Origin of the sequence: Variovorax sp. PAMC28562 (assembly GCF_014303735.1) — a bacterium.
GTDB lineage: Bacteria > Pseudomonadota > Gammaproteobacteria > Burkholderiales > Burkholderiaceae_C > Variovorax.
This window is the reverse complement of sequence record NZ_CP060296.1, coordinates 3,478,427-3,504,115: the sequence shown is the minus strand read 5'-3', so window position 1 is coordinate 3,504,115 and position 25,689 is coordinate 3,478,427. Positions and strand designations below refer to the sequence as shown.

The window sequence follows — 25,689 nt, the reverse complement described above, 5'->3', positions numbered from 1 at the left end:
GGTCTGTTCGCTTTCAAGCCGCTTCGACCATGGACACCGCAGCGTCCATATCGACTGCCACGATGCGCGACACGCCCTGCTCCTGCATGGTCACCCCGATCAGTTGCTCAGCCATTTCCATGGCGATCTTGTTGTGGCTGATGAAGAGGAACTGGGTCTCGCGGCTCATGGCGGTAACGAGTTTGGCATAGCGCTCGGTGTTGGCGTCGTCGAGCGGTGCATCGACTTCGTCCAGCAGGCAAAACGGCGCCGGGTTGAGCTGGAAGATCGCAAAAACCAGCGCGATCGCTGTCAGCGCTTTCTCGCCGCCCGACAACAAATGGATGGTCTGGTTCTTCTTGCCTGGCGGCTGCGCCAGCACCTGCACGCCTGCATCCAGGATCTCGTCGCCGGTCATCACGAGGCGCGCGTTACCGCCGCCAAACAGCTCGGGAAACATGCGGCCGAAGTGCTCGTTGACGATCTTGAAGGTACCGCCGAGCAGTTCACGCGTCTCGCCATCGATCTTGCGAATCGCATCTTCGAGCGTGCCGATGGCTTCGTTCAGGTCGGCCGATTGCGCATCGAGAAAAATCTTGCGCTCGCTGGCCGTCGCCAGCTCGTCGAGTGCTGCCAGATTGACCGCGCCGAGGGCAGCGACTTCACGATGCAGCCGATCGATCTCGGCCTGCATGCCGGGGATGCGCACCTTGTCGGTCTCGATCGACAGCGCGATGGCATCGAGGTCGGCTTCGGCGTCGGCCAACAGCTGCTGATATTGCTCGGAGCCGAGACGCGCCGCCTGTTCCTTCAGCTGGAATTCGGTGATGCGTTGACGCAGCGGATCGAGCTCGCGTTCGAGCGTCAGGCGCCGTTCGTCGCTGGCGCGCAGCTTGAGCGTGAGGTCGTCGTACTGGCTGCGCGTGGCGCCGAGGGATGTCTCGCGTTCCAGCTTGAGCGACAGCGCGTCCTGCAGGCCGGCCTGCGCAGCCGCATCGGAGAGCCGGCCGAACTCGGCCCTGGCGCGCTCTTCTTCGTCGGCCAGCGCGACGTTCTGCTGCGCTGCCGTTTCGATCGCGCGATTGAGTTCGCCACGCCGCGCTTCGAGCGTGCGCTGCGAGAACGTGGCTTCTTGTGCCTGGCGCTCGAGGCTGCGGTGCTGCTCGCGTGCGGCGGTGAGCGCCCTGCCGGCCTCTATCACGTACTCGTCGAGTTGCGCATGCCGCTCCTGGCTGTCGGCCAGCTGCATGTCGAGTTCCTCGAAGCGCGACTCGGCCGTCACGCGCTTTTCCTGCAGTTCATCGAGTTGCGCATCGACTTCGCCAAGGTCGTTTGCCAACTGCGCGCTGCGCGCACGGGTCTGCTCGGCGAGTTGCGACAGGCGCAGCGTTTCGACCTGAAGCTCATGTGCGCGCGATTGCGTCTCGGCGGCTTCACGGCGTGCGGTGACCAGTCGGGAAGCGGCGTCGGCATAGGCGGCTTCGGCCCGGACCAACGCGGTGCGTGCGTCTTCGTTGATGAGCGCCTGGGCGCGCAACTGCCGCTCCAGATTCTCGATCTCCTGCTGGCGCGCGAGCAAGCCGGCCTGCTCCGAATCCTGCGCATAAAAGCTGACGCTGTGCAGCGAAACGGAATGGCCGCTCTTCACGTAGACCACGTCGCCGGGCTGCAGCTTTTCGCGCAAGGCGAGCGCTTCTTCGAAGCTCTGCGCGGTGTAGCAACCGTGCAGCCATTCGACCAGCAAGGCCTGCAATCCCGCATCGTTGAGGCGCAGCAGCTCGGACAATCGGGGCAACGCGCCCTGCCCTTGCGGCACGCCGGCCGACGGCGGGCTGTAGAAGGCCAGCTTGGCCGGCGGCGCATCCGCACCAAAGGCGCGAACCATGTCGAGCCGGCTGACTTCAAGCGCGCCCATGCGCTCGCGCAACGCGGATTCGAGCGCGTTTTCCCAACCCTGTTCGATGTGGATGCGACTCCACAAGCCCTGCATGCCGTCGAGGCCGTGCTTGGCGAGCCAAGGTGCGAGCTTGCCGTCGGTCTTGACCTTCTCCTGCAGCGCGCGCAACGCTTCGAGGCGCGCCGACAGATCGGCTTGGCGCGCGCCCTCGGTGTTGACGGCTTGCTGCCGCGTGCGGCGGTCGTCGTCGAGCTGCGGCACGCTGTCCTGCAGATCCTGCAGGCGGGCATCGGCTTCGGTCGCGGCTTCTTGTGCGCTCTCGTGTTGTGCTTGCAGGTCGCCCAGCTTTGCATCATCGGGCGCTGCGAGCGCGTTCTTGTCGGTGCGCAGTTTTTCGCTGCGCAGCGTCAGTTGGCGGGACTGGTCTTCGATGTTGCGTTGGTCTGCGGCCAGCACCTGAATCTGCTGCTGCACCTGCACGACAGTAGCGCGCTGCGCGTTGGCTTCGGCCTGTGCACGCTGCTGTGCCTCCTCAAGCTCCGGCAGGCGCGTGTCGTGGTCTTCAAGTTGCGCCGCCAGCGTGATGGCCTGCTCCTCGGCCGCCACACCCTGGTCGGCGAGCGTTTCTATTTCGGCCGCCGCATCGGCGCGGCGCGTGCCCCATTGCCCGATCTGTTCGCGCAGTTGAACGAGCCGCTGCTCGACGCGCTGGCGGCCTTCGACAACGAAGCGGATTTCCCCTTCGAGCCGGCCGACTTCGCCGCTTGCTTCGTAGAGCTTGCCCTGCGCCTGGTTGACCTGGTCGCCGGCCGCATAGTGCGCTTGCCGAACGGTTTCGAGTTCGGCCTCGATGTGCCGCAAGTCGGCCATGCGCGACTCGAGATCGTTCACTGCCTTGGCGGCGTCGGCCTTGACCTTGGCCTGATCCGCTTCGCTTTCGGTTCGCTTCAAAAACCACAGCTGATGTTGCTTTCGGGTGGCATCGCCCTGCAGCTGGTTGTAGCGCGCCGCGACCTCGGCCTGCTTTTCGAGGCGCTCGAGATTGGCGTTGAGTTCGCGCAGGATGTCTTCGACACGAGTCAGGTTTTCTCGGGTGTCGCCCAGGCGGTTCTCCGTCTCGCGGCGGCGCTCCTTGTACTTCGACACACCGGCAGCTTCTTCGAGGAACAGGCGCAACTCTTCGGGTTTTGACTCGATGATCCGGCTGATCGTGCCCTGGCCGATGATGGCGTAGGCACGCGGTCCGAGCCCGGTACCGAGGAACACGTCCTGCACGTCGCGCCGGCGCACCGGCTGGTTGTTGATGTAGTAGCTGCTGGTGCCGTCGCGGGTAAGCACGCGCTTGACCGCGATCTCGGTGAATTGCGCCCACTGGCCGCCGGCGCGATGGTCGGCGTTGTCGAACACCAGCTCGACGCTCGAACGGCTGGCCTGCTTGCGGGTCGTGGTGCCGTTGAAAATCACGTCCTGCATCGATTCGCCGCGCAACTCCGACGCGCGCGATTCGCCGAGCACCCAGCGCACCGCATCCATGATGTTCGACTTGCCGCAGCCGTTGGGGCCGACGACGCCCACGAGTTGGCCGGGCAGCAAAAAGTTGGTGGGTTCAGCGAACGACTTGAAGCCTGAAAGCTTGATTGAATTGAGACGCACGACGTGTTGGCCTGGGTGCCAAGGTGTTGATTTGTAAGGAAAAACGCGAGGTTGCGCGCTGCTACCCGGAGGGTCGATGATAACGTGCGCACCCATGAGAGAACTCCCAAAGACACCCCTTTCAGCGCGTCGCCCCTCGATGCTGGCCGTCGCGACGTTGTCGCTGGTTCTGGCCGGTTGCAGCAGCTTCAATTCGACCCAGCGCGCCGAGCCGTACGGCGGACAGGAGTGGATGCAGACCGGCGCCAATCGCGTCGCCAACCTGGCGCTGCGCGACAACCTGCAATCGATCCGTCGCGTGCAACTCAGCCTGTACCGTCGCAACCCGCGCGAGTGGCGCAAATGGGCACCGAGCGCCGACGACGCCATCCAGCGAACATGGGACGCGGTGATGCAGGACAAGCCGTTGCCGGAGTTGAAAGGCGCGAGAGGCATCGACGCCATCCGGCTCGGCTTCGAGACCACGCCGCAGCCTTACACGGGCGACCGGGTTGCGGCGTTGGTGATCGGCTGGGCCTCCATGTTGAAGCAGGCCAACGGCGACACCTGGGAGCAGACGATGATCGACGGCGTCAACGCCGAGAACGCTTATCGCGCGGCTCGCAACATGGAGATTTCGCTCTGGTTGCTCGGCTCCAAGACGGGCCCGGACGGCCAGCCTGTGCTGTTCGCCACCGAGATCAGCGACCGGGGCCGCAACCTCGTCGCCGACCGCGAGCTGTCGAAGGTGACGGCGCGTCTCGACCTCATGGCGGCGCAGGCCGACGAGAAGTACCGACGCGCCGCGCTCGACTTCGGCCAGAACTGGATTCTCGGCAGCCTCGGCCCGTTTTTCGCGATGGCCAAGCCCTAAATCCATCAATCTATCGATGTGTCCGAAATAACTTGACCGGGACAGTCGCACTGCTCTTCTAAGGGTTCTTCTACCTGAATTCGCAGGTTGTCGAAGGGCTCGTGTCTGTACATTACTTATGTCGCGCTGCGACGCAGTGCGAGATCGTCTTCGAAAATCGGACGTGTCTCAAAGGCAGCAAGCGAAGTCAGTTCAAAAAAGGACGGCATGGTGGATCGAGAGTCAGATTTTTCGGAACGGCTTCGTCTGCTCGAGCAAGCATTTTCCCGATGGGACAATGAAGGCCGCGCTGGATCTGGCAGTCGTGAGCACCCGGCTGCGACGGGAGCGGCGGATGTTCCGCCGTTGTCGAACGCTGAACTGGTGCAACTGCAGATCCGAGTCATCGCTCTTGAAAACCTAATCACGGTACTCCTTATGGATTCGTCGGAGCGGGAGTTGGATCTCGTTCGGGAAATGGCTGCGTACATCTCCCCTCGCTCCGGTTACACGCAGCATCGTCTAACGGTTCATGCAGCAGCCAGGATGATCAGCCTCGCAGAATCCGCTAATCATCTGCGTGGCCTACGCCTTGACAAGGGAAGCCTCGATGATTCCTCCGATCCTAAGTCGCAGTTCTAGCATCCTGTGCAAGTACACAAATTGCGTTGAAGTTTGGCCCTTTGCCGACCCGGACGGATGGGCGAAGCCCAGGGCCAAGGCCCATCTTTTCGATCCAGGCAGCGCGAATTGAACACAAAGCTGGTCAGCAGCATCGAAGCCGCGACGCGTTCGCGGCTGCGCACGGTGACCGTGGACGCGCTTCTACGGGAGGTGGCGCGGCTGCTCTCCAACACGCAGATCAGCCTCGTCGTCGTCTGCGATGAGGCAGGTGCGATGGCGGGCGTCGTCACCAAGACGGACATCGTCCGACAGATTAGCGATTTCGAGGGCGCTGCCTGCGCGCGGAACGCCGCAGACGTCATGACAAGGAATGTGACATTCTGCCGAGCCACAGACTCCTTACCCAACGTGCTAACGATGATGCAGGTGCGTGGCCTCGTGCATGTTCCGGTCATCGACGCGGCGGGCACGCCAACAGGTGTCGTCAACGCGCGCGACGCACTTCGCGAGTTGTTGGCCGAAGGTAAGTATGAGGAAGCGCTGCTGCGCGACTATGTGATGGGCGTTGGCTATCGGTAACTGTGACCCAGGCGCCCGTGCACGCTCAGCGCCTAGAGCGGGACGTCGCGCAGTGAGATATCACGCTAACAACCTCGGCGAACGTTGATCACGACCGGGGATCGCGGTTCATATCGGCACGCTCGATAACCATCCGTGACCTTACGACGCCTGTTCGGCATTAGTCAACTACCGAACGCAAGATGTGAGATCGTGATGAATCCGGCGGTGGGTTTCCGCACTTCCTCGGCGCCATCAGATCCCACGACCGCTTCGTTGTCCCACCTCGAGAAACAAAGGCATATTGAAAAGTTTTGAACCGTTCTAATCGGAGCGCTCCTTTCAGGACACCCGGGTATTGAAGGCAGTAGGAATGGCATTTGGCATTCCTTCAACACTTATCAAAATCCTCGCGATAAGTTCGGCCCGGTCGTCTTTAACTTGTTGAAGGCTTTCATCGATTTTCCGACACTGCGTCTTCTATTGGGACAACGATTCGAGGAATGCAAAAATCGACACGATGATCTGCCATAGCAACGGATTGCCATTGGCTCGGACCATCTCAGCATGGAGTTCGGCGCATCCCTCTAACGCAGCGCGGACGTCCATCAGATCCTTGTTGGAGTTGTAAGGTGCCTGAAGCGCACGTGAGGCAAACATACCCAATGCGGCCACGGCACTCATCGAGTGGCCGTCGAAAAACTCACGGCTGTTTCCGCGTACCAGCCAGTGCCGGCTGATCGGCGTAGTAAGTTCCAACCGTGAGGATCTCTTCTGGCGTCATCTGCCTGGCCACATTACGCATCTGACCGTTGATATCGTTTCGACGGGTGCCGTTGGCGAACATCTGCAGTTGGGTCTGTAGATATTGCGCGGGCGCACCTTCCAGCCACGGGCTGCCCACCTTCCGTTCAATGCCGCCGTGACACGACGCGCAAGGCGGAATATTGCGCAGCGGATCGCCAACCCGAACCATCTGCGGAACCTCGGTCGCCCGAGGCGCGACGACGCTAGCCTGAGGCAGGAACGCGTAGTACGCCGCGAGGTCGCGCATGTCCTGATCGCTCAACCCCTGTGACATGGCGTACATCACGACGCTGGAGCGCTGGCCGCTGCGGTAGTCGCGCAATTGCTTGTAGACGACATCGGGATACTGCCCTGCCAGATTCGGTGACGCAGCCTCGCTCATTCCGCGAGCGCCGTGGCACATCACGCACTGCATGGCCAGCGTGGCTCCGCGGCCGATCTCAACGGCGTCGGAACGCTGCAGGAAATCAGACGTGAGGACGACGTCCGTCGCGGGGCGGGACGCTAGTGCCGTAGGCCCTTGGTACCAAGTGCTCGGCGCGCCGGCCGCGCGGCAGATCATGTCCCACAAGCCACCTGACGACATGTCTTTATGTGCGGACGGCAACCAGACGAAGCCAACCAACAGCGATGCGACCAACAGCACGCCCACCGCGCCTACGCTCCAAGTGAACCAGCGATTGCCCCAGCTGGCTAGCCGTTGATCGCTCATCGCGTAATTCCGACAGGCACTGCCGGGACCGAACTCATGGGGTTCGTTACTAGCTGATAGATCGGAACGCCATAGTTCGTGACGGTCAAGCCGATCATGAGAGCGATCCATAGCGTAAAGCCGTTCAAAGCGACTGGCACATGGTGGGGCTCATGCACGGCCGTGGCAAAACGGTAGAGGGCGGGCGTCGCTTTGGGCGCGAGGTGTGCCCTAGCCAGAATCCAGATGAACAGGAACGCCGAAACGACCAGAATGCCGCCGCCGATGACCGAGGCCACCACGCCCCAAGCTTGAGGCTGAATGTCGGGATGGCTGTAGTCGTAGTAGGACATCCGCCGTGGCATCCCCAGCAAGCCGACAAAGTGCCATGGCAGGGTCAAGATCATCATGCCGACGAACCACAGGCAGAGCTGCCACCGCATCAGGCGATGTGGCATCGAGGCGCATTGCGTCAACTGCGGCCACAACTCGTACGCGATCACAAAGTACATGATCACGATGGCACCGGCAAAAATGAGGTGGAAATGACCGGTTACCCACTGCGTGTTGTGGATGGTCTCGTTCATCTGCATGCTCATGTTGATGAGACCACCTGCGCCGCCGAGCCCAAGCATGATGAAAGACATCGCCACGGCCAGCATCGTGGGGTTGCCCCATGGCAGCGCCTTGACCCAACCGAACGCGCCTTTCCCGCCGCGCAGCCGCGCGGCGATCTCCACTGAAGCCACGATAGTAAAGACCGTCAGGAAAGTAGGGATCGACACCATGGCGGTGAAGACCGCATGAATGAACTTGAAGCCCGCACCAACCTGCGGATCCGCGAACAGGTGGTGCAATCCGATCGGCATGGAGAAGACCAGGAAAAGCGCAAAGGCAAGGCGTCCCATGGTGTCGCTGTAGAGCCGCCCACCGATCGCTCGTGGCACCAGGGTATAGAAGGCGATGTACGTGGGCATCAACCAAAAATAGACGATGGCGTGCAGAGTCCACGAGAACAGGACCCGCGACAAACCGGCATCGATCGTGGTCTTGAAGCCCAGAGCGACCGGAAGGATCAGGAACAGGATTTCTGAGGCAGCGCCTACCGCGGTCCACGCCCACAGATAGGCGCCCGCCACGTTGCCGAACATCGCAAGAGGAACAGGTTTTCCCACGTTCGCCTTTTTCCAAGTCCACAAGTTGATGGACATCAGCGCCACCCAGACCCACGAGCCAATAACGACTAGCACCACGCCTAAATAGTAAAAAACGCTGCCGATCATTGGCGGATAGAAGGTGTACAAAACAGACGCGCGGCCGGCGGCAACGGGCACTGACGCCATTAGTGCACCGACGCTCAAAAGCCAAAATCCGGCCCAGGCCCAGCGCCGACCTATCAGTCGTTGGCCAAGCGAGATTTCACTAATCGCGTAGCCAAAGCCCATCGCGATCAGCGTCGGAAACACATAGCCCATCACCGTGCCGTGTGCGGTGACCGAACGGTAGTAAATTTCGGGATTACTGACCCACTGACTCAACGGACTTCGTACGAACATCTGCCATTCACCAAGCAGGATGGCTGCGGCAAACGCGATGAAGGCCACCCAAAAATGGGCTAGTACGAGTTTCTTACTGTGCAACACAACTCACCCTTTCGGATGCGGCGGCGCGCGCCAAAAATTCATTGCGCTCGACCACTTGGACGCGACCCCACATGCCTTCGTGACCGGCACCACAGAACTCATGGCAGGGCATCAACTTTTCACCCTTCTCTGTAAAGGTCGTGGTGAAAGTCGTCACGAACCCGGGCACCAGCATGGTGTTCACGTTGCTCTTGCCGACAATGAAGCCGTGGATCACGTCTGCACTGGTCGCCCGGAATGTGACCGACATACCTTCTGGCACAACAATGCACTGCGGTGTGAATGAATATTGCTGCCCGATCAGCCGGACCACGACGCCGCCATCCTTCTCGACGGCGGTTCCGAGGTTGCTTTCGACAAACTCGCCCGCGATGTGAAGTGTGCTGGGGTTGACGGTTTCCACGCGCGACGGCGGCATGGTCGCCCAATGCAGCGCGGTGAAGATCATGAGGAGCACGAGCGCCGCCGTGATCAGCCCGATGAGGACAGCCCAGCGCTTCTCGGCCTGCAGCGCGACCTGCTCTGCCCCACCGCCATCCGCAGATTTCAGGAGACTTGCCATTCAATGCACCATGCCTCGCGGCAGGTAGACGAACAAGTAAAAGAGTATGACTATGGCAACGACGATCAGCGTCGCGGTTCCGGCGACTGCGATGGCGCCAGAAGGCCCTTCGCGGACAATCTTTTCTATCGCCTCCTCTTCAACAGGGTCGTGCTGTGGACGTCTGGGATCAGGGAGGTGCAAGGGGTCGGTCATCGTGAATGAATTAGTCGAGGGTGGCCGACCGAATGTCATTAGCCTGCTTCGGTGTGACAGGGAGGCCGTGGTTGTCCCATGACACTCGGATGTAAGTCACCACCGCGGCGACTTCCTCGTCGCTAAGAAGGTGCGCGAAGGGCGGCATGCCATGTGGCCGCAGGTTTTTGCGAGTCCCTGGCGCGTAGCCGCCGTTCAACACCATCCGGATCGAATTGACAGGAGATTCCATGGCAATTGACTGGTTGTTGGCAAGCGGTGGAAAAGCCGGAGGCGAACCCTTGCCGTCGGGGCCGTGGCACATCGCACATTGCACTGCGTAGACCTTGCGACCGAGTTCAAGCACGCGTGGCTGAACCATTTGCGCAGGATCGGGGCCGTCGACGCGGCGGTTGTCCGACGGCAGAGCCTTGAGGTACACAGCCATGGCCCGGATGTCCTGGTCGCTTACATATTGAAGGCTGTTGTAGACGACCTCGGCCATAGGACCGTAGACCGTGCCCCGGTGTGAAACACCGGCTTGCAACAGGGACATGATGTCCTCGATCTTCCAGTCGCCCAAGCCTGCCTCGCGGTTGGAAGTCAGGGAAGGTGCGTACCAGTTCTGGTTAGGAATCATGCCCCCCTGAAACTTCTTCGATTCGCTCGAACCGCCCAGCGCGTTGATCGCCGTATGGCACATCGAACAATGGCCCAAGCTCTGCACCAAGTACGCGCCGCGGTTCCATTCAAGCGTCTGCTTGCCGTCAGGCTGGTATTCGCCTTCGGTGAAGTACAGCGCGCGCCAACCGGTGAGCAACTGCCGCTTGTTATAAGGAAACCGCAGTTCGTGAGCGCGATTAGGCTTGCGCACGGGCGGCATCGCCATCAGGTAGGCATAAATCGCATCGGAGTCGGCCCGCGTCACCTTGGTGTAGGCGGCGAACGGCATCGCCGGGTAAAGCAGGGAGCCATCTCGGGAGCGCCCTTGGTGCATGGTCTTGTAAAAGTCGTCGCTGCTCCATTTGCCGATGCCGGTCATGTCGTCAGGCGTGATGTTGGGTGAATACAGATTGCCGAACGGCGTGGCCATGGCGCGACCCCCGGCGAACTGCTTGCCGCCAGCAAGCGTGTGGCAAGCGACACAGTCGCCTGCGCGGGCCAGGTATTCGCCCTTCTTGAGGATGTCCGTTGTACTTTGGGCTTGTGCCAATCCAGCCAACGTCAGCGCAACTAAAAAAGCACCTGATTTGAGTCGTTCGCGTCGCCATGCCGAGCGCGGATCAAGGATCATGACTGACTCCCGCATGCGATCGGAAGACGTACGGCATTGCGTGTCATCGGCTTGGAATCAGCGGATACAGGCTGCGATGCAAGCCAACCCGACACGTTGGCGATGTCTGCATCGGTGAGCCGGCTGGCGACGCGTTGCATGCAGTCCGGCGCCGCGGCATTTCGCTCCCTAGAGCGCCATCGACTCAGTTGGGCGGCAAGGTAGTTGCTGCGCAAACCGATGAGCGCTGGAATCCCGGGCTCCATGCCCATCAATGCCGCACCATGACAGGCCACGCACGCGGGAATCTGGCGGGTCACATCACCGCCGAGCACCAGTTTGGCGCCGCGCTCCAACGCTGCTGGCAGCAGTGTCGAAGCGGCGGGTGGCGCAAAGTCCGGCCGTTCTTTGGAAAAATGTTCAGCCATCTCTTGCAAATAGGCATCCGGCAGGTATGCGACAAGATAGTTCATCGGGGCGTACTTCCGTGTCCCGTCCTTGAAGGAGAGCAATTGGTTGTAAAGGTAGCCCGAGGGCTTGCCGGCCAGGCGTGGGAAGTAAGCGTTGTCCGTGCCTTGCCCCCTCTGGCCGTGGCAAGTGGCACACGCCTGCACGCGGGCCTCCATCGAATCAAGCGTCTTGAATTTAGGAAGCGCTGCGTCGTCTGCCAGCGAGCACAACGGCGCCATCAGCGCTGCAGCGCACAGCGCTCCGGGGACTATGGGCAGGCACGCCAGAAATCTCGCAAGCATCATTGGGCGTCGCTTTCGGTCGCCGATCACACGGCTGCGAGTGGTGGCAAGCGGCCAAAGATTTGGTGTCTACGGAAAACCGCTTTCAAGTACTCAGATTAGCTGCGGCGTTCTACGATGTCTGTTGGGTAGCAGACAGACGATCTCGAAAACGCTTACGTTTCGTTTAAGTCAATTGCGGCTTCGCGCGATAGAAGATTCGCCAGTCGCGAATCCGCGCTTTTTACATACGACGGTTTGCATTTTCCAGCTACAACGACACCACCGCATGCACGCCGCTGCGCCGGCAGATTCTCCTGCACGGTGCTTGACGGAAACTCATCGACGATACAGATTTCAAGCTCACGAGCAAGGCCTGCTGATGCGCGAGGAACCATCGTGGATTCGACCGTCATTGCGGTACACGGTTCTCATAACAAAACCACCAATGCCACAGACTGAATCGCCCCGGGGCGATTCACTCCCGCCCTCTGTGCCGCTCCAGAAGGCTCGCGAAGGCGTCAGCACACACAGGCGGGCTGAAAAAGTAACCCTGCGTGCGGTCGCATTTATGTTCGCGCAAGAACTGCTCCTGCTCAAAGGTCTCCACGCCCTCCGCCACCACGGTGAGTGACAGGTTCTTGCCCATTGCGATGATGGCTTGAGTGATCGCTTTGTCTTCCGGGCTCGTGAGGATTTCGCGAATAAACGAGCGGTCGATTTTGAGCGTATCGATGGGAAAAGCCTTGAGCTGAGCGAGCGAGGAATAACCAGTGCCGAAATCGTCGATGGCCAGGCGTACTCCCATTTCCTTGATCGCATACAGAAGCTGTGCGGCCCTCTCGGGGTTCTGAACTACCATGCCTTCGGTTATCTCCAACTCGAGCAGGTGCGGCAGCAAGCCTGTCTCACAAATTACCCCGGCCAGATCAGACAGGAACAGCTCGTCCTGGAGCTGCCGTGCCGACAGGTTGACTGCCATGCATACCGAGGGCAAGCCGGCATGCCGCCAGGCCGTGCTCTGCCGGCAGGCCTCGCGCAACACCCACTTGCCGATGGGCACAATCAGCCCGGTCTCCTCTGCGATCGCGATGAAGCGCAAGGGAGACACCGACCCCAAATCCGGATTGACCCAGCGTAGCAGCGCCTCCACGCCAACGATGGCATCGGTCGCGAGGTCGATCTGAGGCTGGTAGTGAAGGCTGAATTCATCGCGCTCGAGCGCACCGCGCAGGCCGCTCTCGATGGCTAAGCGCTCGACTGACCGTGCGCGGATGTCCTCTGAATAAAATTTCAGGTTGTTCTTGCCGGCGTCCTTGGCGCAGTACATCGCGGCGTCTGCGTTTTTCATCAACGTCCGCTCGTCCTCACCGTGCACGGGGTACCGCGCCGCGCCGATACTGGCGCTCACGCGGCATTCTTGCCCCTGCAGGACGAGCGGCTGCAGGGCGGCCGTCAACAGCCGAGCGGCCACCGCAGCGACACCGGCCCGCCCCTGGCCGTCTTGCAGCAGCACCACGAACTCGTCACCGCCCAGCCGCGCCAGCGCGGGCGCCGGACCTAGCGCATCGCAGAAGCGGCTGGAAATCTGCTGCAACAATTTATCGCCGGCATCGTGGCCGAGCGTGTCATTGACGAACTTGAAGTGGTCGAGGTCGATAAACAGCACGGCGAAGCTGGCGCCGTCGCGCTGTGCGTTGCGGATCGCGTCGGCCAGCAGCTGGCTGAACATCAGGCGGTTCGGAAGCCCGGTGAGCGCATCGTGGCTGGCCAAGAAGCGAACGCGGTTCTCGGCAAGCTTCTCCTTTGTGATCTCACGCGAGATGCCGCGGTAGCCTTCGAAGGCGCCGTTGCTGAATACAGGTTCGCCGCTCACACACAGGAAATATGGGCGGCCGTCTTCAAGCGTACGCCACATGACGACCTCGCGGAACGCCTCACGTGCTTCCATTTGGGCGCGCACCATTTCCCAGGTGCCGGGGGCCTCGATCGTGAGCGGCGTTTCCCAGACTAACTGGCCGACGAACTTGTCGCGTGCGGCCGGCACCACGCCGCCGCGCCCGGCCAGGGTGCGGTAGCGAAGGTCGGTGTCGAGTTCCCAGAACCAGTCGTTCGAGAGATGGGCCAGCGCCCGGAAGCGTTGCTCGCTGCGAAGCAGCGCCTGCTCGTTGCGCCGGCGCTCGGTGACGTCACGCAACGTGCCGCGAAATCCCGACACCCGATCGCGCTCGTCGAAGACCGGCTGCACCAAGCCTTCTCCCAACACGGCCCGGCCGTCTTGATGCAGCATCTCCCAGTCGAAACTGGGTACCGCGCGGCGCGTAACGAAAACCGAGTGGAACACCTCGAACAGCTGATCGGCGGCAAGCTCCGTCTGAAGCTCGCGGTAGCTGCGACCGATCAGGTCCTCCAGCGGGCGGCCCAACATTGCACTGAAGGCCGGATTGGTGAGCACGATCCGGCCGCGCACATCGACCTCGAAGTACGAATCACGCATTGACTGAACGATGGTGCGGTACTTTTCTTCGCTGGCACGCAGCGCCAGCTCGGTACGGGAACGCGCAGTGATGTCGCGCAGCATGCCGAAGAATCCGATGCACTGGCCGCAGGGCTCGCGCAACAGGTTGACCGAGCCTTCGACCCGCACGACCTTGCCGTTCTTGTGAACGTATTCCCAAGGCTGCGCCTTCCGATGCTCGCCGGTGCGATAAACCTCCTTGAATGTGGCAGCGACTTCGCGGGCCATCTGGGGCGTTTGGTGAGCCCGGTTATCGAGGCCGTCCAGTTCTTCCGTGCTGTAGCCGAGCAGTCGACTGAAGGCCTCGTTGACATAGCGGTATCGACCGTGAAGGTCCACCTCATAGTAGCCATCCTCCATGCCCTCGAGTACGCTTCGGACGCGCTGCTCGCTGTCTCGCAGCAGGCTCTCGGCCTGTTGACGGCGGGCATCTCGCTCAAGTCTTTCCACTCCGTAACTGACGTTTTGCGCCATACGGTTGATCAGCCCAAGTGTCTGCGCGTCAAACTGGTCCGGCCGAGTACAGCAAAGTACCAGCACCCCGATCACGCGGCCCTCACTGCGCAGTGGTACGGCAGCGACCGAGGCGAGCACTATCTCTTTGAACGGACGTTCCCAGACCACGTTACGCCGATCTGCGCGAAAGTTATTGCTGGCGACTGCCACGCCGCTGTTGTAGGCAAGACCCATCAAGCCCTGATCAGTTGGCGAGGATGGGTTGCTGGCGGTGAAGATGCCCTCATCGACGTCCGTCGCTGACGCACCCGCAATGGTGATGATTTCAATCCGCCCAATGACCATTCCGGGCGAGCACACGGCCACCACTTGGAACTTGTCGCTTTCCAGCCCGGCGCTGCACACGCGCTCATGAAGGCCCTCAACGGCGGTCGCGCGCAGCGCGGCCTCGTTGATCGCGCTGAGTACGCAAAAGATGCCTGAGTTGGGCGGCGTTGCACCATCGCCGTTTCGGCCCGGGTCAGAGGTCAACAGCATCGCGAGGTCGCTTTATTTGTAAGGTATTGTCACTGCGGCGAGCATGGTGTGAATCACTTGCGAACACCATCGGGGACAGCCCAATACAGGTGATGAATTTCACGAAAGCTCCGCGCTGATGCGTAAGGATTTCCTTGTGACGGCCGCATTTGAAAACTTAAGGCATCCCCAAGTTGCGATGGGAACCTGATGAGCAGATCCGTAGGAAGCGAGGATTTGGCTTTGTACCGCTTGGCGTGGGCGGCGAAAGAACTGAATTCGTGGTTCGGTTTTCCGGGCTGTGCTGTTACTGCTGCGTTGGCACCGCTATCTTCGATCACCGTTCACCGCATGGCAAAGGCACTCGCACCGCGCAGCGCTATGCCCTTGGTCTGGTCCATCCGCCAACTTACTCGCCTGTGCCACGCCACACCGATGAAGTGTTGCGGGACTAGCTTGACGTCGTCGCCACTGTGATCCAACGACGCCGTCCAGCCCTGCCTAGCGACCTATGCCAACTCGGCCTGCTGTCGGCCCTGGTCGGTGTGCTGTTCCTGCTGATCAACGACATCGACAGCAACACGCAACTCTCGCAGAAGGGCATCATCCTGATCATCATCGTTGCCGTTTTTCTCCAGCGAACTCCGTTGTCACGCTTGGGCCTGACACGCAAATCACTCTGAGGCCCGCATGCTTAAGAACATCGATCCACTCCTCACACCAGCGCTGCTGCGGGAACTGGCCGCCATGGGGCACGGTGACTTCATCGCCATTTGCGACGCCAACTTTCCCGCCTATTCGGTGGCTGCCGACAAGCCGTTAATTCATCTGCCGGGTTGTGGGACGATCGCCGTGCTGCGCGCCATTCTCTCGGTGTTGCCGCTCGACACTTTCGACGGCAGCCCGGTGCACCGGATGGAACAGGTCGGTCATCCAGAAGTGCTTGCGGACATCCAGCGCGAAGCCGCCGACACGGTGTTCGCCCGACTGGATCCGGTGCCGCACGTGGCGGGCCTCGAGCGCTTCGCCTACTACGCGCAGGCCCGCGGCGCCTGTGTCGTGGTCCTCACCGGAGAAACCATGCCGTACGGCAATTTCCTGCTGCGCAAGGGAGTCCTGTGAGTGCGCCGTTGCCGGTCGTGTTGCCACGCCGCCCGCTCGGCCGCACCGGCCTCGACGTGACGGTGCTGGGCTTCGGCGCAGCACCGCTCGGCAACCTGTTCAGCCATCTCGACGAAGCCACCAGCGTCGCGGCTGTGGTCGCGGCTTTCGACGGCGGCATCAATCTGCTCGACATGGCGCCGCACTACGGCAACGGACTGGCCGAGCTGCGCGCCGGTGAAGCGCTTCGGCAGGTACTGCAGCACCGGTCGCGCGACAGCATCGTTGTGTCGACCAAGGTCGGACGCTGGTTCGATCCGATGCCGACCGGACGCGCAGCCGCACTGGCCCCCGACGTCGGTCATGCCGAGGTCGCGAGCCCAGGTTTCGTCGGCGCATTGCCGCATCGGGCAGTGCTCGACTATTCGTACGACGGTACCCTGCGCTCGATCGAGCAGTCGCTGCTGCGCACCGGGCTCGACCGTCTGGACATCGTGTTGATTCACGACGTTGATGTCTGGACGCACGGCCCCGACGCGATCGAAGCCCGCTTTTCGGAAGCCATGAAAGGGGCCTACCGCGCGCTCAGCCGATTGCGTGATGAAGGCGTGGTGCGCGCCATCGGCGTTGGCCTCAACGAAAGCGAAATGTGCGAGCGCTTCGCCCATGCCGGCGACTTCGACACGATGCTGCTGGCCGGACGCTACTCGTTGCTGGAGCAACCTGCATTGGGCTCGTTCCTGCCACTGGCGCTGCAAAAAAACATCGCCGTCATGCTTGGCGGCGTTTTCAACTCCGGCATTCTGGCCACCGGTGCGGTTGCAGGCGCGCGCTATGACTACCAGCCAGCGCCGGCCGCAGTGATGGCACGCGTGGCTGCGATCGACGCCGTGTGCGCGCTGCACTCCGTGCGGTTGGCCGACGCGGCGTTGCAATTCGCGCTCGGACATCCGGCCGTCACCACGCTGGTGCTCGGCGCCGTGACGCCGAACGAAGTGCGACGCAACATCGCCTCGCTTGCAGCGCCTATACCGCCGCAGTTATGGCGGGACCTCCGCACTGAAGGCTTACTGCCAGCCGCCGTACCGACGCCCAAGGGACCTGCATGACCAGTCGGCAGCAGGCACGGCACCTAAAATGCACTGCTGTCTTTACCACCCCACAACTACTGGCACCTCAATGAGCTCAATCAATTTCATCGGCGGCGAAAAAGGCGGCGTCGGCAAGTCGGTCACGGCACGGGTGCTCGCGCAGTACTTCATCGACCACAGTCGCCCCTTCGTCGGCTTCGACACCGACCGCTCCCACAGCTCATTCACCCGCTTCTACGAAGGCTTTGCGTCGCCCGTCGTGGTCGACAGCTTTGAAGGCCTCGACACGGTGGTCAACGGCTTCGAGCACAACCCGAAGCAAAACGTGATCGTCGACCTGGCGGCGCAGACGCTGGCACCGCTGTCACGCTGGATCAAGGAGTCCGCGCTGTTCGATGTCTTCAAGGATATTGGGGTCACCGTCAATTTCTGGCACGTGCTGGACGACGGCAAGGACTCGACCGACCTGCTCGGCACGCTCATCGACACCTTCGGTGACCGCCCCAATTACATCGTGGTGCAGAACTACGGCCGCGGCAGCGACTTCGGCATGTTGCTGGCATCGCAGTCGCTGTCGAAGGCCAGGCAGCACAGCGCCTTGGTCATCGCGATGCCGCGCCTGCACGACGCGAGCATGCGCAAGATCGACGCGCAGAACAGCAGCTTCTGGAAAGCGGTCAACGACCGCGAAGGCCCGCACGCGCTGGGCCTGCTGGAACGCCAGCGCGTGAAGGCGTGGCTTGCGACGGCTTACGCCGCCTTCGACACCCTGCCGCTGTAAGCACGCGGCCCGCCGCGGCGGGCCAGCAATATCAGGGCAAGCACCGTGAAGCCCACGAACGCGACGAACGACCAGTTGGCGATCGACAGCTTCAGAAAGGTCCAGTCGATCTGCGAGCAATCGCCACCGCCGCGAAAGATCATCGGCAGTGCGCGCTTCAGCGGAAAGGTCTCGATCATTCCGTAGAAGTCGCGGCCGCAAGAAACCACTTCGGGCGGGTACCACTGCAACCAGCTCTGTTGCGCCGCGGTGTAGCCACCGGCCAGCGCAGACATCAGCATCAACAGGCCGCCGGCGACCTGCACGCCCTTCTTGGTCGTCGCGGCCGCCAGCGCCGAGAACAACGCCACCAGCACCAGCGCGTATCGCTGCACGATGCACATCGGGCACGGCTCGAGGCCGACCACGTGCTGCAGGTACAGGCCGAAGGCCAACATCGCAACGCAGGCCAGGCAAATCAGCGCATAGGCGCGGCGCGGTGCGCCGAAGTACCAATCGATCAAGGGGAAACCCAGTCTTCTTCAACGAACACCTTGGCCTTGCGCGGCGTGGCGACGACCGTGTCGCCCTCGTGCAAACCCAAGTCCCTGAACTGTTGCGCAGGAAGTTGCGCTTCGATGATGGTTCCGGAGCCCGGATTGTCTGGATTCGATCCGACGGGTTCAAGTTCCAGCCGCGCGGTCGGTCCGACGACGATGGCTCGCGTCAGCGTCGCGACGATTCCAGCGGCACCCGGCGTGTAGCGCGCGACGCTCAGGTCATGCGGCCGGACATACGCCAGCGCCTTGGCATCGCGCGCGCCGCTGTGTTCGGGCGCATCGAAGCGCATGCCGTCGAGCTGAACTTCGCCGTGGTCGGCGCGGCCATGGAACAGATTGACGTCACCGAGAAAGCCGTAGACGAACGGGCTGGCGGGCTTGTCCCAAACGTCCTGCGGCGAGCCGACCTGCTCGATCTGCCCCTTGTTGATGACCACCACGCGATCGGCCACTTCGAGCGCTTCTTCCTGATCGTGCGTCACGAAAATGCTGGTCACGTGCAGCTCGTCGTGCAGGCGGCGCAGCCAGCGGCGCAACTCCTTGCGCACCTTGGCGTCGAGCGCGCCGAAGGGTTCGTCGAGCAGCAGCACCTTGGGTTCGACCGCGAGCGCACGGGCCAGCGCGATGCGCTGGCGTTGGCCACCCGACAACTGCGACGGATAGCGGTCGGCCAGCCAGTCGAGCTGCACGAGCTTGAGAAGGTCGATCACCTTCTCCTTGATCTTGGCTTCGGCCGGACGCGTGCTGCGCGGCTTGACGCGCAATCCGAAGGCCACGTTCTCGAAGACGGTCATGTGCCGGAACAGCGCGTAATGCTGGAACACGAAGCCGACCTGGCGCTCACGCACATGCACATCGGTGGTGTCTTCACCTGAAAAGAGGATGCTGCCGGCGTCGGCCGTTTCCAGGCCCGCGATGATGCGCAGCAACGTGGTCTTGCCGCAGCCCGACGGGCCGAGCAGCGCGACCAGTTCCCCCGATTCGACGTCGAGGTTGACGTTGCGCAGCGCCTGGAATTCACCGAATCGCTTGCTGATGTCGCGGATTTCAATACTCATACGTTTCTCTTTTTTGTCAGCCGGCTGCGGGCCGCTCGGGCGGCAATTCGGCTATGGCCTTCATCTCGCGCTCGTGCCGCCATTCGATCACCGTCTTAATGACCAACGTGACCAGTGCGAGGATGGCCAGCAGCGACGCGACGGCGAAAGCCGCCACCGACTGGTACTCGTTGTAGAGCACCTCGACATGCAGCGGCATCGTATTGGTCTGCCCGCGGATGTGGCCCGACACCACCGACACCGCGCCGAATTCGCCCATCGCACGCGCATTGCAAAGGATCACGCCGTACAGCAAGCCCCACTTGATGTTGGGCAGCGTCACGCGCCAGAAGGTCTGCCAGCCGGTCGCGCCGAGCACGATGGCGGCCTGCTCTTCGTCGGTCCCTTGAGCCTGCATCAGCGGCACGAGTTCGCGCGCGATGAACGGGAAGGTCACGAACACTGTCGCCAGCACGATGCCGGGTACCGCGAAGATGATTTTGATGTCGTGTGCCTGGAGCCACGGCCCGAACCAGCCCTGCGCGCCGAACACCAGCACGTAGATCAGTCCCGCAACGACCGGCGACACCGCAAACGGCAGGTCGACCAGCGTCGTCAGCAACGACTTGCCGCGGAACTCGAACTTGGCGATGGCCCAGGCTGCGGCCACCCCGAAGACGAGATTCAGCGGCACCGTGATGGCCGCCACGATGAGCGTGAGCTCGATCGCGCTCCACGCGTCGGGCTCTTTCAACGCTTCGAGATACGCGCCGAAGCCTTTGCGCAACGCCTCGGTCGCGACGGCGGCGAGTGGCAGCACCAGGAAGAGAAACATGAACGCCAGCGCAATGGCAATCAATGTCCACTTGACCCATGGCGACTCGGTTGTACCGGCCTGCGCCCTGCGAATCACCTTGGCCGGCGCACTCACAACGGCGCTCCCGCGCGCCTGCGCTGCCACGTCTGCAAGCCATTGATGACCAGCAACAACAAGAACGACAGCACCAGCATTACCAACGCGACCGCGGTTGCCCCCGCGTAGTCGTATTGCTCCAGCTTGCCGATGATGATGAGCGGGGTGATCTCCGAGATCATCGGCATGTTGCCGGCGATGAAGATGACCGAACCGTACTCGCCGATGGCGCGGGCGAACGCCATCGCAAAGCCGGTGAGCAGCGCCGGCATGATGGCCGGCAGGATGACCCGCATGAAGGTTTGCAGGCGCGTTGCACCCAACGATGACGCGGCTTCTTCAAGTTCTTTCTCGGTGTCTTCGAGCACCGGTTGCACGGTGCGCACAACGAAAGGCAAGCCGATGAAGATCAGCGCGATCACGATGCCCGCGGGCGTGAAGGCCAGCTTGATGCCGTGCGGTTCGAGGAACTGACCGACCCATCCGTTGCCCGCCAGCAAGGCGGTCAGCGAAATACCGGCCACCGCGGTAGGCAGTGCGAAGGGCAAGTCGACCAGCGCATCGACGATTCGCTTGCCCGGAAACTTGTAGCGCACCAGCACCCACGCCACGAGCAGACCGAAGACCAGATTGACCAGCGCGGCGATCAGCGACGCACCGAAAGTCAGGCGATAAGACGCCATGACGCGCGGCGCAGTGACCGCCACCCAGAACTGGTCCCAGGTGAGCGTGAAGGTCTTGAAGACCAATGCCGACAGCGGGATCAGCACGATGATGCTGAGATACATCACCGTGTAGCCGAGCGTTAAATTAAAGCCCGGCAGCACCTTTCTGGAAGTGCCCCGGGCCGTCGCTGGCGCGAGAGGCGTTGCCGCAGATGGCAACGCTGGAGACACGGCTGTCACTTGCTGCCGGGCGTGTAGAGCTTGTCGAACTGGCCGCCGTCGTTGAAGTGCACTTTCTGTGCGTCGCCGAGGCTGCCGAAGAGTTCCTGCACCGTGAACAGTTGCAACGGCTTGAAGGTGTCGGCGTACTTCTTCAGCACAGCCTGCGAGCGCGGCCGCAGCGCATGCTTGGCAGCGATCTCCTGCGCCTCGTCGGAGTACAGCCAGTCGAGGTAGGCCTTGGCAAGTTCGCCGGTGCCCTTCTTGGCAGTCGTGCGCTCCACGATAGCGACCGGGTTCTCGGCCACGATGCTGATCGAGGGGTACACGGAGTCGACCTTGCCGGCGCCGAACTCGCGGTCGATAGAGACCACTTCGGACTCGAAGGTGATCAACGCATCGCCGATGTTGCGCTGCAGGAAAGCGGTGGTCGCATCGCGGCCACCGCGGGCCAGCACCGGCGTGTTCTTGAACAGCTTGCCGACGAACTCGGCCGCTTGCGCGTCGGTGCCGCCCTTCTTCTTCACGTAGCCCCAGGCTGCAAGGTAGGCGTAGCGCCCGTTGCCGCCGGTCTTGGGGTTGACGATGACCACCTGTACGCCCGGCTTGATCAGGTCGTCCCAGTCCTTGATGCCTTTCGGATTGCCGTTGCGCACCAGGATCAGCATGGTCGACGTGGTCGGCGAGGCGTTGTCCGGAAACTTCTTCGGCCAGTCTTTGGCGACCACGCCGACACCGGCCAGAAAGTCGATGTCGGTGCTGGTGTTCATCGTGACCACATCGGCGTCGAGGCCATCGGCCACGCTGCGGGCCTGTGCGCTCGAGCCGCCGTGCGACTGGTCGATCTTCACGTCCTTGCCGGTGACCTTTTTGTAGTGCGCGACGAAGGCCGCGTTGTAGTCCTTGTAGAACTCGCGCGCCACGTCGTAAGAAGCGTTGAGCAAGGTGGTGCTCTGGGCAAAGGCCGGTGCGGCCAGCACCGAAGAAGCGAGCGCGAAAGCCGCGACGAAGGTCTTGAATCTAAAAGTCATGAGATTGCCAAAAGTTCTTCTGAATACAACGACTGGAAGAGTGCCAGGCCGAGCGCCCAGGGCCCGTGCCCGGAGTCGCTGTTGATATGGCCCGCATTCTGCATCCGGACGAATTCGCTACCCCATGCGCGGGCATACGCGCCAGCCAGCCGCACCGGACAAAACGGATCGTTGCTGCTCGCCACCACGATGCTGCGATATGGCAAGGCCGCATACGGCACCGGTGCGAAGTCATGCAGCACGGCGCGGCGTTCCGGGTCAGCCGGCGCGGCCAGCAACGCTCCCTGCACCTTCGCGGCGGCTTCAGGCGGCAGGTGCGCTACCGCGATGCAACCGAGGCTGTGCGCTGCGATCACCACCGGCTCGTCACCCTGGAGCACGAGCTTGGTCAGAGCGCCGACCCAGGCTGCGCGCGTTGGCGAAGCCCAATCGTCCTGTACGACGCGCTGGGCGCCCGGCATGCGCTCTTGCCACAGCGTCTGCCAATGGCCTGCGCCGGAGTCGCGCCAACCCGGGACAATGACGATGCGAGGCTGCTTCACGCGTGAGGGTGCGCCGCGGTTTATTTGTTCGGCTGAGGCGTGAGCCGCAGGTAAGGCTTGACCGCCTTGAAGCCCTTCGGAAAGCGCTCTGCGATTTCAGCCGGGTCCTGGATGCTCGGGATGATGACGACGTCGTCGCCGTCTTTCCAGTTCACCGGCGTCGCGACCTTGTAGCCATCGGTGAGCTGCAGCGAATCGATGACGCGCAGGATCTCGTCGAAGTTGCGCCCGGTGCTGGCGGGATAGGTAAACGTGGTGCGCAACAGATGCTTCGGATCGATGATGAACACGCTGCGCACGGTGGCCGTGGCGGATGCGTTCGGATGAATCATGTCGTACAGGTCGGACACCTTGCGATCGGCGTCGGCCAGGATCGGAAAGTTGACGGTCGTGTTCTGCGTCTCGTTGATGTCGGCGATCCATTCCTTGTGCTTGCCGACAGGGTCGACACTCAAGGCGATCGGCTTGACGCCACGCTTGGCGAATTCGGTGGCGAGCGCCGCGGTCTTGCCAAGTTCGGTCGTGCACACCGGCGTGAAGTCCGCAGGATGCGAGAACAGCACGACCCATGAATTGCCGGCCCACTCATAGAAATCGATCGGGCCTTCGCTGGAGTCTTGAGAGAAATTCGGGGCGGTGTCGCCGAGTCGCAAAGTTGCCATGGTTGCTCCGTGGGGTAGCTGAGTTCAGGGTGAGCCGACGATTGTCCGGAGCTTTGCTTCATCGGCAAACGACTGTCTCCTTGTTTGGTTATGGTGGTTTTCGCATAAGGGCACATGCGCCGGCCCTCCTCGACGCATGAGATCACGTCCGAAAAAGCGAATGAGGTTCGTCGCCATTGATGTTTTCGGCCAAAAAGTCGATCAGCGCTCGAATTGCCGGCACCAGCGCCCGGCGCGCCGGAAACACCGCATGCGAGATCGCGGGCGTCGGACCCCACCCGGGCAACACCTCGATGAGCCGGCCCGCCGCGACATCGGCACGGCACATGTAGTCGGGCAACACGGATGCACCGACGCCATCGAGCACCGCGAACTGCAGCGTGGCCAGGTCGTCAGCCAGATAGCGGGGCGAATGCGAGTGGTCGTACACCGCGCCCTTCGGTCCTTCGAGATGCCAGTGCGTCCGACCCTCGCCCGCGGACATCGCCACGGTATCGAGCCGGGCCAGATCTGCGGGCACGACCACCGGACCCTGCTGCGCCAACAACTTCGGCGTGGCGACCAGCAAGCCACGGCTCACCCCGAATGATTTGGCGACCAGCGTCGCGCTGTCTTCGATGGTCGTTCGCACGCGCAGGGCCACATCAATACCTTCCTCGACCAGATCGACGGGCCGGTTGAGCACGCGCAGATCGATACGGACCGCCGGGTAGCGCTTCAAAAACTCCGGCAACAACGGACCGACGCTGCTGTGCGCCATCGTTACCGGGCAACTGATTCGGACCGTGCCCCGCGGCTCGGTCTGCACCTGTGCCACAGCATCGGCGGCGGCCTGCGCGGCATCGCGCATTGCCGCGCAATGACGCAGATACACCTCGCCTGCTGGCGTAAGCGACAGGCGGCGCGTGCTGCGCTGCATCAGCTGCACGCCGAGTTGGGTCTCGAGGTCGGCTACGCGGCGCGAAAGCCGCGACTTGGGAACACCGAGCGCGCGGCTGGCTGCGGCAAAGCCGCCCCGTTCCGCCACCTCGGCAAAGAACACCATGTCGTTGAGATCTTGCATTTCATCGTCCTGTTATCAGAACGATATAAGCCAATTTTGGCTACTTATCAATCAATCGACTCAAAAATAGAATTCTGCTAGGCCGACCAAACCGTGTCAGCAGACCGAACAACAACGCGATTCACCGTCGCACATCGAGGATTGATCATGAAATTGCTGCACATCGACTCCAGCATCCTGGCTGCCGGCTCTGTGTCGCGCCAGCTCAGCGCCGAAACGGTCGCTGAATTCCGCAAGTCCCACCCCGACACCACCGTCGAGTATCTCGACCTGGCCGTCGACACCCCCAACCATTTCAACGCCGACGCGCTTGGCATCAAGATCGGCGTGCAAGCGCAGCCAACCGAAGCGCAGGCACGCGAAAACGCAGTGTCGGAAAAGCTGGTGAGCCAGTTTCTGGCCTCGGATGTCATCGTCATCGGCGTGCCGCTCTACAACTTCACTGTGCCGACCCAGCTCAAAGCGTGGATCGACCGCTTGGCCCAACCCGGCCGCACTTTCAAGTACGGCGAAAAAGGACCAGTCGGCCTTGCTGGCGGCAAGCAGGTGTTCGTGCTGATCTCGCGCGGCGGCGTGTATTCGACGACCGAAGGCGGCCAAGCCCTGGAGCACCAGGAGTCGTACCTCAAGGCGATCTTCGGTTTCTTCGGCATCACCGACGTCAAGTTCATTCGGGCCGAAGGGCTGGCGATGGGCGATGCGGTGAAGGCCGCGGCCATCGCGACAGCGCAAAAGCAGATCGAAGAAGCTGTCCAAGGCGAAGCCCTGGCGGCCTGAACGTTCGGGCGCGCCTGCGGCTCGGTTCGCCGGCGCGTGGCTTCAACCGTTGTGCGTCTTGACCCAAGCCGCGAACTTGTCCATCCAGGTCTGCAGGAACTTCTCGGTCGACTCGATGCCGATGTGGCCCTTGTCGTCGAACATGCCGTCTTTCATCTGGATAAACGCCTCTGGCTGGCCCAATGTCGGCACGTCGAGATAGGCCAGCACATTGCGCAGATGCTGCTGCGCCAGCGCGGTCCCGATGGCGCCGCCGGCAATGCCGATCACGGCCGCCGGTTCACCCGCCCACGCACTCTGACCATAGGGTCGCGATGCGTGATCCAGTGCGTTCTTTCCGGCTCATGGAATCTC

Annotated in this window: 25 protein-coding genes and 1 pseudogene; 8 read left to right on the top strand and 18 right to left on the bottom strand. The window is 62.1% G+C overall.

Annotation, left to right across the window (positions count from 1 at the left end):
- Window positions 1-13 precede the first annotated feature (13 nt).
- Window positions 14-3,529, bottom strand: coding sequence for a chromosome segregation protein SMC (smc, locus tag H7F36_RS16470; RefSeq protein ID WP_187051824.1), 3,516 nt, complete (start codon window positions 3,527-3,529; stop codon window positions 14-16).
- A 94-nt stretch (window positions 3,530-3,623) separates the two neighbouring features.
- On the opposite strand from smc, the gene H7F36_RS16465 reads away from it, so the two are divergent.
- Together H7F36_RS16465 and H7F36_RS16460 are read left to right on the top strand one after the other, a co-directional pair.
- Window positions 3,624-4,382, top strand: coding sequence for a hypothetical protein (locus tag H7F36_RS16465; protein ID WP_187051823.1), 759 nt, complete (start codon window positions 3,624-3,626; stop codon window positions 4,380-4,382).
- Window positions 4,383-5,111: 729 nt separating this feature from the next.
- On the top strand, window positions 5,112-5,564 hold the full coding sequence (locus H7F36_RS16460) for a CBS domain-containing protein (RefSeq protein ID WP_222620389.1): 453 nt from the start codon (window positions 5,112-5,114) through the stop codon (window positions 5,562-5,564).
- Window positions 5,565-6,023: 459 nt separating this feature from the next.
- On the opposite strand, the gene H7F36_RS16455 is transcribed toward H7F36_RS16460, so the two are convergent.
- The 4 genes from H7F36_RS16455 to H7F36_RS16440 are packed head-to-tail and all read right to left on the bottom strand — an operon-like array spanning window position 6,024 to window position 9,132.
- Window positions 6,024-6,227, bottom strand: coding sequence for a hypothetical protein (locus H7F36_RS16455; RefSeq protein ID WP_187051821.1), 204 nt, complete (start codon window positions 6,225-6,227; stop codon window positions 6,024-6,026).
- Window positions 6,228-6,246: 19 nt separating this feature from the next.
- Entirely contained in the window at window positions 6,247-7,062 is an 816-nt protein-coding gene (locus tag H7F36_RS16450) for a c-type cytochrome (protein WP_187051820.1), read from the bottom strand.
- Window positions 7,059-8,684, bottom strand: coding sequence for a cbb3-type cytochrome c oxidase subunit I (locus tag H7F36_RS16445; protein ID WP_187051819.1), 1,626 nt, complete (start codon window positions 8,682-8,684; stop codon window positions 7,059-7,061). Before H7F36_RS16445 ends, H7F36_RS16450 begins: the two co-directional genes overlap by 4 nt.
- On the bottom strand, window positions 8,671-9,132 hold the full coding sequence (locus tag H7F36_RS16440) for a cytochrome C oxidase subunit II (protein WP_410003037.1): 462 nt from the start codon (window positions 9,130-9,132) through the stop codon (window positions 8,671-8,673). The genes H7F36_RS16445 and H7F36_RS16440 overlap by 14 nt, the downstream gene beginning before the upstream one ends.
- On the opposite strand from H7F36_RS16440, the gene H7F36_RS22490 reads away from it, so the two are divergent.
- Window positions 9,112-9,450: a hypothetical protein gene (locus H7F36_RS22490; RefSeq protein WP_410003036.1), complete on the top strand. Its 339-nt coding sequence runs from the start codon at window positions 9,112-9,114 to the stop codon at window positions 9,448-9,450. The genes H7F36_RS16440 and H7F36_RS22490 overlap by 21 nt on opposite strands.
- Before the next feature lies 1 nt (window position 9,451).
- Here the strand turns inward: H7F36_RS22490 and H7F36_RS16430 are convergent, their stop codons facing one another.
- The 4 genes from H7F36_RS16430 to H7F36_RS16415 form a co-directional block, all read right to left on the bottom strand.
- The gene (locus H7F36_RS16430) at window positions 9,452-10,714 is read right to left on the bottom strand and encodes a c-type cytochrome (protein WP_410003035.1); all 1,263 of its coding nucleotides are present in this window, start codon (window positions 10,712-10,714) and stop codon (window positions 9,452-9,454) included.
- On the bottom strand, window positions 10,711-11,448 hold the full coding sequence (locus H7F36_RS16425; RefSeq protein WP_261802335.1) for a c-type cytochrome: 738 nt from the start codon (window positions 11,446-11,448) through the stop codon (window positions 10,711-10,713). The genes H7F36_RS16430 and H7F36_RS16425 overlap by 4 nt, the downstream gene beginning before the upstream one ends.
- A gap of 152 nt (window positions 11,449-11,600) precedes the next feature.
- Complete coding sequence (locus H7F36_RS16420; protein ID WP_187051815.1) at window positions 11,601-11,840, bottom strand: hypothetical protein; 240 nt, start codon at window positions 11,838-11,840, stop codon at window positions 11,601-11,603.
- 62 nt (window positions 11,841-11,902) lie between these two features.
- Complete coding sequence (locus H7F36_RS16415) at window positions 11,903-14,935, bottom strand: EAL domain-containing protein (protein ID WP_187051814.1); 3,033 nt, start codon at window positions 14,933-14,935, stop codon at window positions 11,903-11,905.
- Between the two features lie 452 nt (window positions 14,936-15,387).
- Between H7F36_RS16415 and H7F36_RS16410 the strand changes: the two genes are divergently transcribed.
- The 4 genes from H7F36_RS16410 to H7F36_RS16395 all read left to right on the top strand — a co-directional run bounded on the left by H7F36_RS16410 (window position 15,388) and on the right by H7F36_RS16395 (window position 17,887).
- Window positions 15,388-15,597 carry a hypothetical protein gene (locus H7F36_RS16410; protein ID WP_187051813.1) on the top strand — a complete coding sequence of 70 codons (210 nt, stop codon included), beginning with the start codon at window positions 15,388-15,390 and terminating at the stop codon, window positions 15,595-15,597.
- Between the two features lie 7 nt (window positions 15,598-15,604).
- Entirely contained in the window at window positions 15,605-16,036 is a 432-nt protein-coding gene (locus tag H7F36_RS16405) for an RbsD/FucU family protein (protein ID WP_187051573.1), read from the top strand.
- Window positions 16,033-17,124: an aldo/keto reductase gene (locus H7F36_RS16400; RefSeq protein ID WP_261802333.1), complete on the top strand. Its 1,092-nt coding sequence runs from the start codon at window positions 16,033-16,035 to the stop codon at window positions 17,122-17,124. Before H7F36_RS16405 ends, H7F36_RS16400 begins: the two co-directional genes overlap by 4 nt.
- Window positions 17,125-17,194: 70 nt before the next feature.
- Window positions 17,195-17,887, top strand: coding sequence for a mobilization protein (locus H7F36_RS16395; protein WP_187051812.1), 693 nt, complete (start codon window positions 17,195-17,197; stop codon window positions 17,885-17,887).
- On the opposite strand, the gene H7F36_RS16390 is transcribed toward H7F36_RS16395, so the two are convergent.
- The 8 genes from H7F36_RS16390 to H7F36_RS16355 all read right to left on the bottom strand — a co-directional run bounded on the left by H7F36_RS16390 (window position 17,857) and on the right by H7F36_RS16355 (window position 24,558).
- Window positions 17,857-18,390 carry a disulfide bond formation protein B gene (locus H7F36_RS16390; protein ID WP_187051811.1) on the bottom strand — a complete coding sequence of 178 codons (534 nt, stop codon included), beginning with the start codon at window positions 18,388-18,390 and terminating at the stop codon, window positions 17,857-17,859. The genes H7F36_RS16395 and H7F36_RS16390 overlap by 31 nt on opposite strands.
- Window positions 18,387-19,484 carry a sulfate/molybdate ABC transporter ATP-binding protein gene (locus tag H7F36_RS16385; RefSeq protein WP_187051810.1) on the bottom strand — a complete coding sequence of 366 codons (1,098 nt, stop codon included), beginning with the start codon at window positions 19,482-19,484 and terminating at the stop codon, window positions 18,387-18,389. Before H7F36_RS16385 ends, H7F36_RS16390 begins: the two co-directional genes overlap by 4 nt.
- A 16-nt stretch (window positions 19,485-19,500) precedes the next feature.
- Window positions 19,501-20,394, bottom strand: coding sequence for a sulfate ABC transporter permease subunit CysW (cysW, locus tag H7F36_RS16380; RefSeq protein WP_187051809.1), 894 nt, complete (start codon window positions 20,392-20,394; stop codon window positions 19,501-19,503).
- The gene (cysT, locus tag H7F36_RS16375) at window positions 20,391-21,281 is read right to left on the bottom strand and encodes a sulfate ABC transporter permease subunit CysT (protein WP_187051808.1); all 891 of its coding nucleotides are present in this window, start codon (window positions 21,279-21,281) and stop codon (window positions 20,391-20,393) included. The genes cysW and cysT overlap by 4 nt, the downstream gene beginning before the upstream one ends.
- On the bottom strand, window positions 21,278-22,291 hold the full coding sequence (locus H7F36_RS16370) for a sulfate ABC transporter substrate-binding protein (protein ID WP_187051807.1): 1,014 nt from the start codon (window positions 22,289-22,291) through the stop codon (window positions 21,278-21,280). Before H7F36_RS16370 ends, cysT begins: the two co-directional genes overlap by 4 nt.
- Window positions 22,288-22,833 (bottom strand): RBBP9/YdeN family alpha/beta hydrolase, encoded by a 546-nt coding sequence (locus H7F36_RS16365; RefSeq protein ID WP_187051806.1) that lies wholly within the window; start codon window positions 22,831-22,833, stop codon window positions 22,288-22,290. The genes H7F36_RS16370 and H7F36_RS16365 overlap by 4 nt, the downstream gene beginning before the upstream one ends.
- A gap of 20 nt (window positions 22,834-22,853) precedes the next feature.
- Entirely contained in the window at window positions 22,854-23,495 is a 642-nt protein-coding gene (locus H7F36_RS16360) for a peroxiredoxin (RefSeq protein WP_187051805.1), read from the bottom strand.
- Window positions 23,496-23,637: 142 nt separating this feature from the next.
- Complete coding sequence (locus H7F36_RS16355) at window positions 23,638-24,558, bottom strand: LysR family transcriptional regulator (protein ID WP_187051804.1); 921 nt, start codon at window positions 24,556-24,558, stop codon at window positions 23,638-23,640.
- 147 nt (window positions 24,559-24,705) lie between these two features.
- Here H7F36_RS16355 and H7F36_RS16350 point away from each other — a divergent pair, with 147 nt between their 5' ends.
- On the top strand, window positions 24,706-25,335 hold the full coding sequence (locus H7F36_RS16350) for an FMN-dependent NADH-azoreductase (protein WP_187051803.1): 630 nt from the start codon (window positions 24,706-24,708) through the stop codon (window positions 25,333-25,335).
- Window positions 25,336-25,377: 42 nt separating this feature from the next.
- Here H7F36_RS16350 and H7F36_RS16345 read toward each other — a convergent pair.
- Window positions 25,378-25,671, bottom strand: a pseudogene (locus H7F36_RS16345) (NADPH-dependent FMN reductase); the annotation flags it as partial.
- Window positions 25,672-25,689: the final 18 nt, after the last annotated feature.

Bases quoted from the DNA above. Each gene is read 5' to 3' on its own strand.
- H7F36_RS16465 (WP_187051823.1), top strand. From the start codon at position 3,624: ATGAGAGAACTCCCAAAGACACCCCTTTCAGCGCGTCGCCCCTCGATG.
- H7F36_RS16455 (WP_187051821.1), bottom strand. From the start codon at position 6,227: ATGAGTGCCGTGGCCGCATTGGGTATGTTTGCCTCACGTGCGCTTCAG.
- H7F36_RS16450 (WP_187051820.1), bottom strand. From the start codon at position 7,062: ATGAGCGATCAACGGCTAGCCAGCTGGGGCAATCGCTGGTTCACTTGG.
- H7F36_RS22490 (WP_410003036.1), top strand. From the start codon at position 9,112: ATGCAGCGCGGTGAAGATCATGAGGAGCACGAGCGCCGCCGTGATCAG.
- H7F36_RS16440 (WP_410003037.1), bottom strand. From the start codon at position 9,132: ATGATCTTCACCGCGCTGCATTGGGCGACCATGCCGCCGTCGCGCGTG.
- H7F36_RS16430 (WP_410003035.1), bottom strand. From the start codon at position 10,714: ATGATCCTTGATCCGCGCTCGGCATGGCGACGCGAACGACTCAAATCA.
- H7F36_RS16425 (WP_261802335.1), bottom strand. From the start codon at position 11,448: ATGATGCTTGCGAGATTTCTGGCGTGCCTGCCCATAGTCCCCGGAGCG.
- H7F36_RS16420 (WP_187051815.1), bottom strand. From the start codon at position 11,840: ATGACGGTCGAATCCACGATGGTTCCTCGCGCATCAGCAGGCCTTGCT.
- H7F36_RS16415 (WP_187051814.1), bottom strand. From the start codon at position 14,935: ATGCTGTTGACCTCTGACCCGGGCCGAAACGGCGATGGTGCAACGCCG.
- H7F36_RS16405 (WP_187051573.1), top strand. From the start codon at position 15,605: ATGCTTAAGAACATCGATCCACTCCTCACACCAGCGCTGCTGCGGGAA.
- H7F36_RS16395 (WP_187051812.1), top strand. From the start codon at position 17,195: ATGAGCTCAATCAATTTCATCGGCGGCGAAAAAGGCGGCGTCGGCAAG.
- H7F36_RS16385 (WP_187051810.1), bottom strand. From the start codon at position 19,484: ATGAGTATTGAAATCCGCGACATCAGCAAGCGATTCGGTGAATTCCAG.
- H7F36_RS16370 (WP_187051807.1), bottom strand. From the start codon at position 22,291: ATGACTTTTAGATTCAAGACCTTCGTCGCGGCTTTCGCGCTCGCTTCT.
- H7F36_RS16360 (WP_187051805.1), bottom strand. From the start codon at position 23,495: ATGGCAACTTTGCGACTCGGCGACACCGCCCCGAATTTCTCTCAAGAC.
- H7F36_RS16355 (WP_187051804.1), bottom strand. From the start codon at position 24,558: ATGCAAGATCTCAACGACATGGTGTTCTTTGCCGAGGTGGCGGAACGG.
- H7F36_RS16350 (WP_187051803.1), top strand. From the start codon at position 24,706: ATGAAATTGCTGCACATCGACTCCAGCATCCTGGCTGCCGGCTCTGTG.